General features: G+C 66.1%; 12 protein-coding genes. 2 read left to right on the top strand and 10 right to left on the bottom strand.

The window, feature by feature from the left end; translation table 11 throughout:
* The first annotated feature begins 165 nt into the window (after window positions 1-165).
* Window positions 166-1,380 (top strand): aminotransferase class I/II-fold pyridoxal phosphate-dependent enzyme, encoded by a 1,215-nt coding sequence (locus ACTJKX_RS15980; protein WP_440725852.1) that lies wholly within the window; start codon window positions 166-168, stop codon window positions 1,378-1,380.
* 15 nt (window positions 1,381-1,395) lie between these two features.
* Here ACTJKX_RS15980 and ACTJKX_RS15975 read toward each other — a convergent pair whose 3' ends face one another.
* The 10 genes from ACTJKX_RS15975 to ACTJKX_RS15930 form a co-directional block, all read right to left on the bottom strand.
* Window positions 1,396-2,727, bottom strand: a complete 1,332-nt coding sequence (locus ACTJKX_RS15975; RefSeq protein ID WP_440725851.1) for a glycosyltransferase family 2 protein — start codon at window positions 2,725-2,727, stop codon at window positions 1,396-1,398.
* A gap of 35 nt (window positions 2,728-2,762) precedes the next feature.
* On the bottom strand, window positions 2,763-3,995 hold the full coding sequence (locus tag ACTJKX_RS15970) for a glycosyltransferase family 2 protein (RefSeq protein ID WP_440725850.1): 1,233 nt from the start codon (window positions 3,993-3,995) through the stop codon (window positions 2,763-2,765).
* Window positions 3,995-5,224, bottom strand: coding sequence for a glycosyltransferase (locus ACTJKX_RS15965; RefSeq protein ID WP_440725849.1), 1,230 nt, complete (start codon window positions 5,222-5,224; stop codon window positions 3,995-3,997). Before ACTJKX_RS15965 ends, ACTJKX_RS15970 begins: the two co-directional genes overlap by 1 nt.
* A complete protein-coding gene (locus ACTJKX_RS15960) occupies window positions 5,221-6,018 on the bottom strand; it encodes an SDR family NAD(P)-dependent oxidoreductase (protein ID WP_440725848.1) in 798 nt (265 codons plus the stop codon). Before ACTJKX_RS15960 ends, ACTJKX_RS15965 begins: the two co-directional genes overlap by 4 nt.
* A complete protein-coding gene (locus ACTJKX_RS15955) occupies window positions 6,015-6,413 on the bottom strand; it encodes a MaoC family dehydratase (RefSeq protein ID WP_394314160.1) in 399 nt (132 codons plus the stop codon). The genes ACTJKX_RS15960 and ACTJKX_RS15955 overlap by 4 nt, the downstream gene beginning before the upstream one ends.
* Window positions 6,410-6,829 carry a hypothetical protein gene (locus tag ACTJKX_RS15950; protein WP_440725847.1) on the bottom strand — a complete coding sequence of 140 codons (420 nt, stop codon included), beginning with the start codon at window positions 6,827-6,829 and terminating at the stop codon, window positions 6,410-6,412. Before ACTJKX_RS15950 ends, ACTJKX_RS15955 begins: the two co-directional genes overlap by 4 nt.
* Window positions 6,826-8,034 carry a beta-ketoacyl-[acyl-carrier-protein] synthase family protein gene (locus tag ACTJKX_RS15945; protein WP_440725846.1) on the bottom strand — a complete coding sequence of 403 codons (1,209 nt, stop codon included), beginning with the start codon at window positions 8,032-8,034 and terminating at the stop codon, window positions 6,826-6,828. The genes ACTJKX_RS15950 and ACTJKX_RS15945 overlap by 4 nt, the downstream gene beginning before the upstream one ends.
* 1 nt (window position 8,035) lies before the next feature.
* Window positions 8,036-8,320: an acyl carrier protein gene (locus ACTJKX_RS15940; RefSeq protein ID WP_068285961.1), complete on the bottom strand. Its 285-nt coding sequence runs from the start codon at window positions 8,318-8,320 to the stop codon at window positions 8,036-8,038.
* 107 nt (window positions 8,321-8,427) lie between these two features.
* A complete protein-coding gene (locus ACTJKX_RS15935; RefSeq protein ID WP_440725845.1) occupies window positions 8,428-9,591 on the bottom strand; it encodes a hypothetical protein in 1,164 nt (387 codons plus the stop codon).
* 56 nt (window positions 9,592-9,647) lie between these two features.
* Window positions 9,648-10,682 (bottom strand): helix-turn-helix domain-containing protein, encoded by a 1,035-nt coding sequence (locus ACTJKX_RS15930; protein ID WP_440725844.1) that lies wholly within the window; start codon window positions 10,680-10,682, stop codon window positions 9,648-9,650.
* Window positions 10,683-11,304: 622 nt separating this feature from the next.
* Here ACTJKX_RS15930 and ACTJKX_RS15925 point away from each other — a divergent pair.
* On the top strand, window positions 11,305-11,772 hold the full coding sequence (locus ACTJKX_RS15925; protein WP_311943710.1) for a VapA/VapB family virulence-associated protein: 468 nt from the start codon (window positions 11,305-11,307) through the stop codon (window positions 11,770-11,772).
* The last annotated feature ends 102 nt before the right edge of the window (window positions 11,773-11,874 follow it).

The following is an 11,874-nucleotide window of genomic DNA, read 5'->3' as shown; positions in this document are numbered from 1 at the left end:
CCCGGTCCGGATGGACGATACGAAAAAATAAGGTATGACCGAGACGAGCCGGCAGCAGTGGAAACTCTTGCCGGGCGATTGAGTTTCATGATCTGGCGAAATCGCCGGGAATCATAAAAAGACTCCAGCCGATCCGTGGGATTGGCTTGGAAACAAGGAGTAACGATGGCACGGCCGCCGGGCATCAGAGCACGATCGCAGGGATTCGCCGATATATTCGACCGCTCCACCGGGGGCGCCCTCACCCCGCTCAGCGTGGTGATCGAGCGAGTACTGAGCCCGGTTCGGGCCGTGATCGAGGGGCGCGAAACCCTGATGTTCGGTACCAACTCCTATCTCGGCCTCAATTTCGATCCCACCTGCATCGAGGCAGCCAGCATGGCGCTGGCGAGCTTCGGCACGGGCTCGACCGCCTCGCGCGTCGCCAGCGGCAACCAGGCCCTGCATGTCGAGCTCGAAAAGGCCATCGCCGAGCTCTACGGCCGGCGCGATGCCGTGGTGTTCTCCACCGGCTTCATGGCCAATCTCGGTGCCATCGGCGGGCTGGTGCGCGAAGGCGACGCCGTGGTGCTCGATGCCCATTGCCATGCCTCGATCTTCGATGCCTGCCGGCTCTCGGGCGCGAAAATCCTCACCTTCAAACACAATGACGCCGCCGATCTCGCTCGTGTCATCGCGGCAAGCGAGATCGCGCCGAGCCGACTGCTCGTCATCGTCGAGGGCCTCTACAGCGTACTCGGCGATGTCGCCACGCTCGAGGCGATCAGCGCCGTGACGTCCGAGACCGGCGCCGTGCTGCTGGTCGACGAAGCCCATTCGCTCGGGCTCTACGGCGCCAGGGGGCGCGGCGTCGCCGAAGCGCAGGGCGTGGAAGACAAGGTCGACGTCATCGTCGGCACCTTCTCCAAGAGCGTCGGCGTGGTCGGCGGCTATTGCGTCACCAATGATCCGGCCTTCCGGGCCCTGCGTTTTGCCGCACGCAGCTATCTCTATACCGCCTCCCTGCCGCCGCCGGTGGTGGCCGCCGCCCGTCAGGCGCTCTCGATCATCGCCCGTGACAACGAGCGCCGCGCAACCGTGTTCAGCCATGCCGAAGCCCTGCATCGCGGCCTGACCAGCCTCGGCCTGCCGCCTCTGGCCCCGCCCGGCCCGGTCGGCGCCGTGCGCATGCCGGGCATCAAGGCAGGGCTCGACACCTGGACCGCCCTGCTTCGCGCCGGGCTCTACGTCAACATGCTGATCCCACCGGCCACGCCCAATGGCGAGGTGGTGCTGCGCTATTCGGTCTCGGCCGCCCACAGCGCCGCCGATATCGAGCGTGCGCTCGACATCATCGCCGCCGCCGGCCGTCAGACCGGCGTGCTCAGGCCGGCGGCCTGAGACAACGGACCAGTCTCAGACGACCTTTGGCGCCGCGGTGGATTTCGGGGTGCGCACGAACTCGCTGCGTTTTCCGAAGATCACTTCGCGCTGGGCGGGGCCGATGACGGCCCCGATCCGGAAGAGATCGCGGGAGACCTGCACGAATTCACGCAGGAAATCGGAAAGGCTGGTCTGCCCCGGCCGCAGGGACAGGTTGCCGGCCCTGAGGAACACGAAGAGCGCGATATAGCCGATCAAGAGCTGGCCGACCAGGACACCGGCCAACTCCCAGCGCAGAGGCGCGCCCAGCACGATCGCGCCGATGCCGGCCGGCAGGGCCACGGCCCAGGCCAGGCCCGACCACCACACCCCCAGATGCATCGCCGCCTTGAGGCGATCGGTGAGCGAGAGCGAACCGTCGCCGAGGATCGGGCAGAGCAGGCGCAGCATCACCTCGCCGAAACCCTTGGTCCAGCGCTGCTGCTGGGTCATCCAGGCCTTCATCGTCTCGGGAAGTTCGCCGGGCACAGGCACGCTCATCAGGAACGAGCCGCGCCGGCCGATGCGCCAGGCCCGGTAGGACAGGTCGAGATCCTCGGCCAAGGTGCCGCCGCGCCAGCCGCCGGCCGCCTCGATCGCCTCCCGGCGCCAGACGCCGCAGGTGCCGTTGAACGGCAGGGGATGGCCGGCCCAGCAGCGCGTGCCCTGCTCGATGGCGAGATGGGCGTCGAGCAGCACCGCCTGGGTGCGGGTCAGCGGGTTGGCATCCCGGTTCAGATAGTCGAAGCGGGCCTGGATGAAGGCGAGCTTGGGATCCGCCAACAGGCAGGTCATGGTCTTCTTGAGGAAATCGGGGTCGGGCACGTAATCGACGTCGAGAATGGCGAAAAAGCCATGCGGCGTCAGCGTCATCGCATTGGCAAGCGCGCCGGCCTTGTATTCGGTGCGATCCTTGCGATGGATCAGCACCACGTCGAAGCCCCGCGCCCGGCGCCGCGCCACCTCTTCATTGGCGAAGACGGTGGAGCCGTCGGTGGAATCGTCGAGGATCTGGATATGCAGGCGCTCGCGCGGCCAGTCGAGGGCGGTGGCGGCGTCGAGCGCACGGGCGACCATGGCGCCTTCATTGAAGGTGGGGATCTGCACCACCACATCCGGCAGGTCGGGCCGGTCAGGCAGGCCCCGCGCCAGCAGAAGGCGCTCGGCCTCGACACCGGCCTTGCGCAGGCGCCAATGCTTGAAGACGAGATAGAAGGTTGCCAGGGTCGAGCCGAAGGTGACCGACCAGCCGAGCAACGATATCACGGCCAAGATCACCGCCAGCCAGCCGGCGACCGCCCACAAACTCTCCCACAAACCCGTCAAACTCCGTCTCTCAGCCCCGTTCCAGCCTGTCGCCGCTACCGGTCTCCCTGTTTCGGCGTGCGCACGAAATCGTGCCTTGCCGCGAAGGGCGCCGTCACCACGCCCGCCGAATTGGCCAAAGCCAGAAAGACGAGCAGGACCGGAATTGCGATCAGGGTTGCCCCGTAGCGGATGATACCACCCCGGCGCAAGCGCAGAAATGGCGGCAGGGTGATGAGAAGGGCCGACGTCCCGGCATAAAGGGCGGCTGCCGTCGCCAGGACGGCATGTCCGCTGCCGAAACCACGCAGCAGGCCATCGAGGACGAAGGCGGCGACCGCCAGCACGAGGCAGGGCAGGCCGAGCTGCAGGCCGAGGAGCAGGCTGGTGCCGAATTTGGCAGCAAGGTTCCAGTTCGAATGCCAGACCAGCGGCAGCCCCTTGCGTGCGACCTGGACGAAGCCGGTCGACCAGCGGGCCTGCTGTACGCGCCAGCTGGCGAGGTCGGCCGGCGCCTCGCAGGTCAGCGGAGGCTCGAGCGTCAGCTGGCCGTGCCAGCCGGCGGCATAGCTGCGCAGCGTCAGATCGAGATCCTCGGCCAGCGTATCGGCGGACCAGCCGCCGGCCGCCTCGATGGCGGCGCGGCGCCAGACTGCACCGGTGCCGTTGAACTGGAACAGGTCGCCGCCGACCTGCCTTCCCGCCTGTTCGGCGAGGAAATGCGCATCGACCGAGAATTGCTGGCCCAAAGTCATCCAGTTCTGGTCGCGATTGCCGAACTCGAAGCGGAACTGCACGAAGGCCGCCCCCTGGTCGGCCGCCAGTACCGCTGCCGCTTGCCTCAGCCATTGGCGCGGTGCCCTGAAATCGGCATCGAGAATGGCAATCAAGGGCGCATCGCAGCGCTGCATGCCTTCGGCCAGGGCGCCGGCCTTGAAGCCGTCCCGGTTCACTCGCCTGACCTGCTGCACCAGCGGGCCTCCCGGCGGCAGGCCGGTGATGGCGGCAGCGGCCAGGACCGCCGTCTCGTCGGTGGAGTCATCGAGGAGCTGGATGGTCAGCCGGTCGGCCGGCCAGTCCAGCGCCAGGGCCGAGGCCAGGGCCCCCTCGACCGAACCGGCCTCGTTGTAGAGCGGGATCTGCAGGAGAATAGGCGGGCACTCGGCATCCGGCTGCATCGGCGGCGGCCGGTAGCGGCGCGCGCGCCAGGCCAGGCGCAGATGCTGGCCCAGCAGCACGACAAGGAAAAGGCCGGCAACAAGGCCGATGACATCGATCACCAGCAGCATCAGTGCCGCCCCGACAGCGCTATCGTGGCCGTGCCCCAGGCAAGGCGGCGCGCCGCGAGGGCGTTTAGCCATAGCACCGGCATGATCGCCTCCCTGGCCAGCACAGCCAGCGGCATGGCTGGCGAGAGAGGCCAGCCCTTGCGCCAGGCGAGGGCGCATTCTGCCGCGGGCCAGAGGAGGATCGTCAGCACCAGCAGGGCAATGGCAGGCAGGCCGAGGAGAGTGGCACCGGCGAGCGCCGCAAGACAGGCGGCGGGCAGGCCGGTCAAGGGCTCGGCGGCGAAGGCCAGGGATTCTTCCAGGCGCCGGCAGATCGCCCAGCGCAGATGGCGCTGCCAGATCTCGCCGGGCCGGCGGGCGCCAAGGTCCTGGTCGACGGTGGCCGCGGCGAAGACCGGTCGCAGCCCCTTCGCCTGCAGAAGCTTGGCCAGGGCATGGTCGTCGGCGACCGCACGGAGGATCGTGGAGATGCCGCCGGCGGCCTCGAGATCGCCACGCCGCAGCAGCATAGCCGCGCCGATACCGGCACCGCCCCCGAGCGCGGAGAGCGCCAGCAACAGCCGCCCGCCATAGGAGTTGACGAGGCTCGCCTCGACCAGGGCCGGGAAATTGCCGGGCCTGCGCGCCACCGGCACACAGGAGACCAGTCCGACGCCGGGCGTGAGGCTCGCCATCATCGCGGCCAGGGCGCCGGGCGGCAGAATGGTGGCGGCATCCTTGATCAGCAGGAGATCGTGCTCAGCCGCTTCCACCGGTTCGATCAGATTGGCGATCTTCGGATTGGCACCGGGAATGGGCGTGGTGACATGGACGCTGATCGTCAAAGCCTTCTCCACGAAGTGGGGAAGGTGGCCCGACGAAGTAGGGTCGGATGGGGTGTGGTCGGCTTGCACAGCTTCATCCGGATAGGACACTGGCAGCGGGCCGCACCCCATCCGTCGTTGCTTCGCAACGCCACCTTCCCCACTTCGTGGAGAAGGCTCTGCGTCGCTCACCGAGAACAGGATTTCGAGGCCGGGATGATCCAGCCGCAGGAGCGCCTGATTCGCTTCGCTCTCCGCTTCCTCAACCTGCCGCAGCGGCACCAGCACCGAGACGGGCCTGCGTTCGCCGGCGACAGCCCGGCGTGCCGCGAGCGCCGGCTGGAGCAAAGCGAGCAGCGTGGAGCCGAGCAGCAGGCAGACGAGAGCGACCCACCACAGGCCTGCCAGGGCCGCGAGGAGCGTCATGGCCCGCTTGTCTCCCGCTCCTTCGTCAACGGCACATCGACACCGGGACGATCGAGCAGCCAGTCCCCGAAACGCGCGGGCAGCAAAGTGAGCAGGCGCAATCCCGCATAGAGGATGAAGGGAAAGGCGATCACCGGCTTGCGGCGGTCGAGGCCGCTGCGGATGATGCGGGCTGCTCTGGTGGCGGTGAGCTTGAACGGCTGCGGCGCGACGAGCTCGGCATTCAGCGGCGTGGTGACGAAGCCCGGCGCGATCAGGCTGACGGCGATGCCTTCGCGCTTCAGGGCCGGCCGGATGCCTTCGGCATAGGCGTGAATGGCAGCCTTGGCCATGGAATAGGCCGGCGAGGACGGAAAGCCGCGTAAACCGGCCAGCGAGCCGACCAAAGCGATGTGACCGCGGCCTCGGCGACGCATCGCTTCCAGCGCCGGCTCGATGGTGTTGACCGCTCCCATCAGGTCGACGGCGAGCACCGCCCGCATCGCCTCAGCGGGGTCGAGCGGCCTTTGCGCGCTGGTGCCCGAGACGATGCCGGCACAGGCGATGGCGAGGTCGATCGGCGCCTCGCCGTCCCGGGCTGCGATCCAGGCGGCAAGCGCCTCGCGATCACGGACATCGATGCGGCCAGTGGCGACCGCAGCCGCGCGTGCCCGGCAGAGTTCGGCGATGTCGGCCAGCCGCGCCTCGTCTCGGCCGACGAGGAGGAGAGCATTTTCGGACGTGGCATATTCGAGGGCGAGGGCCCTGCCGATACCGCTGCTGGCCCCGGTGATCAGCACGGTCCTGCGGCTCATGACCCACCCTCCATCGCACGCGACAGAGTCGCTTCCGCCATGCAGGCGACGACGCCGCCGCTCGTCTTGACGAAGAGGCGCAGCACGGCCGGCTCGCCGTTATCGTGACGCTTGACCGTTCGCCCGGAAATCTCGACCTCGGCCCCGACGGGTACCGGTGCCATGAAGCGGGTGGACAGGCCTGCGATCACAGCCTGCGGCAGGAAACGCCGCACCGCCTCATTGAGATAGGCGACCAGCAGCATGCCATGCACCGGCGCGGCCTCCAGGCCGATGGTGCGGGCGATGGCCGCGCTGACATGCAGGGGGTTGGTGTCGCCCGAGGCCCGAGCGAACGCCTCGACCTCGGCCGCGCCGATCGGGCCGATGGTGAGCGGCGGCATCGAGGCGCTCATTGCGCCAGCTCCGGCTGGAACAACCGGTAGGTCGCGGCGAAATCGGCGATGACCTCGCCATCCCGGCCTTCGATATGCGCCTCGATCTGCACATCGTCGGGCATGGCGGCATCCGCCCGCCGGGTGATCACGAAGCGAATCTCCTCGCCGATGCGCAAGGCGCGCCGATAGCTGAAGCGCTGAGCGATCAGCACGGGAATGAGATGTTCCTCACCGGCAAGATCGTCGAAGGCAGCCTTGGCGGCCGGATGCCACAGCCAGATCGCCGGAAAGGTCGCGGGAACCTCGTCGCCATCGCCCGTCAATCCTTGGCTCATCTTGCCGTCGAAGGCCGTCGCCTCGCGGTAGCGCCGCACGGCATCCGCCTCGACCCGGGCCGCAATGGGGCCGATGGAGAGAGGCGGCGGCGCGCTCATGCCTGCCCGACGATCAGCACCGCATTGATGCCGCCAAACGCGAAGGAATTCGTCATGGCATGGCGCATCGTCACCGCCCTCTTCTGCCCCGGCACGCAGTCAAGATCGCATCGGGGATCGGGCGTTGTCCAGTTGAGCGTTGGCGGTACCACGCCTTCGCGCAGAGCCATCACCGTGATCGCCAGCTCGATGGCGCCGGCCGCCCCGAGGGCATGGCCGTGCACCGGCTTGGTGGAGGAGACGGGCAGGCCGGGCAGGCGCGCGTCGAAGACAGCGGCCAGCGCGGCCGCCTCGGTGGCATCATTGGCGAGCGTGCCGGTGCCGTGGGCGTTGACATAGTCGATCGCCTCCGGCCCGAGCCCGGCATCAGCCAGGGCCTGGCGCATCGCGGCAGCGGCACCGCCGGCATCCGGGCGCACGATGTCGCCGGCATCGCTGGAGGTGCCGTAGCCGCAGAGCTCAGCCAGCGGAGTCACGCCCCTGTCCCTAGCGCTCTCCTCGCTCTCCAGTACGAAAATGGCGGCACCTTCTCCGAGTACCATGCCGTTGCGATCCTTGGAGAAGGGACGACAGGCATTGGGAGAAAGCACGCGCAGGGCTTCCCAGCCCTTCATGCCCGAGGCGGTGATGCAGGCCTCGGCCCCGCCGACCACGGTGCGATCGACGATGCCGGCACGGATGAAATGGGCACCGAGGCCGATGGCCTGGGCGCCGGAGGCACAGGCGCTGGCAATCGCGAAGGACGGGCCGCGCGCGCCATAGCGGGCGCTCAGCTGCGAGGCGGCGCCATTGGGCATCAGGCGCGGCACGCTCCAGGGATCGAGGCGCTGGCCGGTGACATAGGCGTTGTGGATGCCGATCTCGATGGTTTCACCGCCGCCGATGCCGGTGCCGACGATGGTGGCCGTGCGTTCGCCCTGCCGCGCGCCGCGTTCAAAGCCGGCCTGCGCCAGGGCCTCGTCGCCGGCCACGATGGCGAGCTGGGTGAAGCGGTCGCAGAAGGCCAGCACATCGGGCTCGATATGATCGGCCGGATCGAAGCCACGCAACTGCCCGGCGATGCGGATGTTGTGGCGCAGTTCCCGTGCCACCTCGAGCGGGCCGATGGCACTTCGGCCCTCGCGCGCGGCCTCCCACAGCGCCGGAACCCCAAGTCCCGCCGCCGTCGCCGCCCCCATGCCGGTAATATAAACGCGTCTCTTCAAATCAGGACTTTTCACTGGCAATGCGGGCCAGCACGCCGTCGATGAAGGATTTGAGATCCTTGGCTTCGGCGATCGAGCCGTCCATCGGAATATAGACGTCGAACTTTTCTTCCACGGCCGTGAGGATCATCACGATATCGATGGATTTGAGGCCGAGTGTCTCGAAGGTCGCGTCAGGCGTTACCTTCTCGCGATCCACCATGCCCTCGGATACGATCAGGTTGACGACCTCGTCATAGACACGCTGCGGATCGGACAGGATGTTATCTTTGGTTTCGGTCGACATCTTCTTCCTGGACACGTCGCTTGAGCAAAGCGCGCTGTAGCTAACCGCTCGATTGCTCAAGCTTTTTTGTTTCAACGCGCTTTGCGATTCTAGGCAATGCCGTCAAATCACAAAACACTATGGGCGTCATGGGACTGAATCGATGCTTCAAAAACGCCGAAACGGCGTGTCGACCGGGCCCCGAGCCATTCAACTACGCTCGTCATGGCATAGTTATCGTCAAGAATCCAACCGCATTCCAAATCTTGCACACCGGTGATGGCCGCCCGGCGCATCAATTCATCCACCAGGATGAGCGCGACACTGGCCCCGGAGACCGAGCCGACCAGGCGCGGCGCCACGCCGAACAGCACGGCGCGGCCGCCGGTGAAGCGCCGCGTCAGGCCACGCCACGCCAGTTTCAGCCAGCCCCAGGGAGAAGGCGAACCTCCCAGATCGCCGGTGATCTCGAAGACATTGGGCAGGAACAGTGCGAAGCCGACCAGTTCCCCCTGCCTTTCGACGAAAACGCCATATTCCGCCTTCAGCAACGGCTTGAAGGCCTTGATCATCGCCGCCATCTCGGCCTGCGAGACCGGGACGAAGCCCCAGTTCGCTGCCCAGGAGCCATTGAACAGGCACCGCCCGAGTTCGGCATCCTCGGCCAGCCTGTCCATGCGCATGGCGCGGATGTCGAACCCCTTGCGGCGGCGCTCCATGCCGAGCTTTTCGAGCCTGTCGGCAAGATCGCTGCGGCGCCGGTCGAAGCCATAGGAATGCAGCGTCTTCGCCAGCTTGAGGCCGGCAGCCTCCAGATGGGCGCGCAGATAGGGCGGGTGCCAGGGCATCAGCACCATGGGCGGTGCGGTGAAACCGTCGATCAGCAGGCCGGATTCGGCATTGATCGACAAGGTGAAGGGGCCGCGCATCACCTTGCTGCCCTTGCCGGCGAGATAGGCAGCGGCAATGCGTACCAGCTCGACCACCACCCCTTCGTCATCCACCGCATCGAGGCAGCCGAAGAAGCCGATGCCCTCATGCTGGGCGCCGGTGGCGAGGTGATCGATCTGCGCCGAGATGCGGCCGACGGCGCGGCCCTCCCCGTCATAGGCAAGCCAATACGCGGCTTCGCCATGGGTCCAGAAGGCACTCCTGGCCGGATCGATCAATTGCGCCCGGTCATGATCGAGCGGCGCGACATAATCGCTGTAACAGGCATAGATCCGCCGCGGCAAAGCGAGAAATTGCTTGAGCTCGCGCTTGGAGGAGACGGGACGGACGGTGACTTGCATGCCGCCCTTCTGTCAAGTTCGGACGGGAAAGGCAACGGCTGGCGGGCAAGAGCGGCTCAGCCGCGGGCATCCGTCGGACTGACGCCGAATTCCTGGCGGAACAATCGGCTGAAATGGGCCGGATCCAGATAGCCGCAGCGCATGGCGATCTCGGCAATCGACACGCTGCGCGGCGCGCGGAGCAGCATGTCGCGTGCACGCGCCAGCCGCCGCGCGCGAATGGCCTCGGCAATGGCGATGTCCTGCTCGGCAAAGCAGCGATAGAGCGTGGCGCGCGAGCAGCCGAGCAGCCCTGCCAGCATGTCGGGATCGAAAGCGGGGTTGGCGAGATTGACGTCGATCAACCGCATCGCCGCGGTGAAGACACTGCCGGCGACATCGAGATCCTCGTCCTCTGTCCGCCCCGCCACGTCGCGCAAGGCGAGATCGGCCAGATCGAGCGTGATCTTGAGCAGGCTGCTGCGCTCGTCGGGGTGGAGATTGTCGATCTCGCCGGCCAGCGCCCGCATCTGGGCGGCGAGGATGCGGCCGGCGGGCGAGGCCCCCAGCCAGCGGGCAAGCGCGGCCGAGGACGGAAGCTGCGGCCCCAGGATCGCTTCAGCACGTTCGCGCCTCATCGCCAGATGCACCGCTTCGAAGGCGGTCCAGGACAGCCGGCTCTCGGATCTGGCATCGAAGGCGAAAAATTGTCCGGCCGTGGCCAGGCTGCGCTCATCCCCTTCCTCGTGCCGGCGCTTTCCAGAGAGAACCAAGCCGATGGCGATATCGTCACCACCGTCCCGCTCGCTCTGCCCCCGGCGCCGTCCTCCTGCCAAAGCATGGGAACGCGTGGTGAAGATCGAGCCCCCCGGCCCGATCACGCCTGCCCCCTCCGCCAGAAACGGCGAGGGGTCACTGCGCCGGTCCGCGTCGATCTCGTAGAGGGCGGCTTCGCGCCAGAAATCATAGCGCTCGTGCGGGCGATGGTCGCGAGTATCGAGACGCGCATAGACGGCCGCCTTGGGCAGACCATGGCGCCTCATCGACCACCGCCCCTCGCCGGGACGCCAGTTCCACGCATCCTTGCTCCAGTCGACAGTGGATCGCTTCACGCATGTCTCCCGAACAGGGTTGGCTCGTGCCCTGCCGCACGGCCTCACATCCAGCAACGAATAACATCTTCCGATGCTGCTGCAAGGGCAGCCCGCACGTGCTTGGGCAAAGAACGGGTGAGTGACAATCACAATATAACAACACATTCTTCAAAATTCGAATATCAGCAGCTTAACGGCCGCCTACTTCGAATTCCGTGATGGAATTTTCATTTACGGAACACCGCTACGACATTCACCTCAATAAAACTAAAGACCACCTCACCCATGCTTGAACGTTAGCAAAACGAAAAACAGATATATAAATAATACTTCCATATTCAGACTACACTTTCCTGTATTTTTGTAGATTAATTCATCCAGAAGAGACGTTTATCCAAATATATCGAGACGCTTATCCTACCACCTTCGAGGTATTCAGGTCTATTTTAATAGTCAGAGACCGCCCCCTGAGCCTCGCCCATGATGCCCGTTCCGCGCGTGAGGCCGCCGATCAAAACGCCATGGCGAGACTTGCCGTCCCGTTCCAGGGCCTGTCGTCACCGACCGCAGCCCCTGGCGAGAGAACCGAGAAAAAGAGCGCCTACGCGCCTGAACTTTGGATCAAGATCAGGAGAGTTCCATGGACGACGTCAAGTTGAACTACGACCCCGACCTTGCCGCCCGCGAGTTTGCAAACTCAATGGCAGGGCTGCTCGAGCAGGACCAGATCAAGGCCATCGCGGCCGACATCATGGGCACGGCGGCAGCCGACCAATATCCGGCCAAATGCACCATCATCAGCGCCATCTTCTATCTGCGCTTCACGATCGAAGTCACGACCGACAGAGGATATGGCCATGTCCTCAAGACCTTCACCGGCAATGCCGGTGGCGTTTCCAGTCCCGGCGGTGGCGTGATGTTCGGCACGGTATTCACCAAGGACCTCAACCGCCTCTATGCGGAAACCGTGAGCTTCCAGTTCAACGCCAGCCCCGTCATGCTGAATGTGAACTTCTTCAGCAAGGGCCACGCCCTGCTGGGCAACTTCATGTCGGGCGGCGTCAGCACGGTCGGCGGAACCGGGGGCGGCACCGGCCGCTGGAAATGACGAGAATGGCGGCAGGCGGCAGGCGCCGGCCTGCTGCCGTCCCCACGCAGGAATCGGGCGCAGGCAGCGAAGCGTTTACACTCAAACGCACTTTGCTCTATA

The sequence above is a fragment of the Labrys sp. 22185 genome (assembly GCF_052045555.1).
Taxonomy (GTDB): domain Bacteria; phylum Pseudomonadota; class Alphaproteobacteria; order Rhizobiales; family Labraceae; genus Labrys; species Labrys neptuniae.
The sequence above is the reverse complement of the archived record's forward strand: the minus strand, read 5'-3'. Positions and strand labels throughout refer to the sequence as shown.

Bases quoted from the DNA above. Each gene is read 5' to 3' on its own strand.
- ACTJKX_RS15980 (WP_440725852.1), top strand. From the start codon at position 166: ATGGCACGGCCGCCGGGCATCAGAGCACGATCGCAGGGATTCGCCGAT.
- ACTJKX_RS15970 (WP_440725850.1), bottom strand. From the start codon at position 3,995: ATGCTGCTGGTGATCGATGTCATCGGCCTTGTTGCCGGCCTTTTCCTT.
- ACTJKX_RS15965 (WP_440725849.1), bottom strand. From the start codon at position 5,224: ATGACGCTCCTCGCGGCCCTGGCAGGCCTGTGGTGGGTCGCTCTCGTC.
- ACTJKX_RS15960 (WP_440725848.1), bottom strand. From the start codon at position 6,018: ATGAGCCGCAGGACCGTGCTGATCACCGGGGCCAGCAGCGGTATCGGC.
- ACTJKX_RS15955 (WP_394314160.1), bottom strand. From the start codon at position 6,413: ATGAGCGCCTCGATGCCGCCGCTCACCATCGGCCCGATCGGCGCGGCC.
- ACTJKX_RS15950 (WP_440725847.1), bottom strand. From the start codon at position 6,829: ATGAGCGCGCCGCCGCCTCTCTCCATCGGCCCCATTGCGGCCCGGGTC.
- ACTJKX_RS15940 (WP_068285961.1), bottom strand. From the start codon at position 8,320: ATGTCGACCGAAACCAAAGATAACATCCTGTCCGATCCGCAGCGTGTC.
- ACTJKX_RS15935 (WP_440725845.1), bottom strand. From the start codon at position 9,591: ATGCAAGTCACCGTCCGTCCCGTCTCCTCCAAGCGCGAGCTCAAGCAA.
- ACTJKX_RS15925 (WP_311943710.1), top strand. From the start codon at position 11,305: ATGGACGACGTCAAGTTGAACTACGACCCCGACCTTGCCGCCCGCGAG.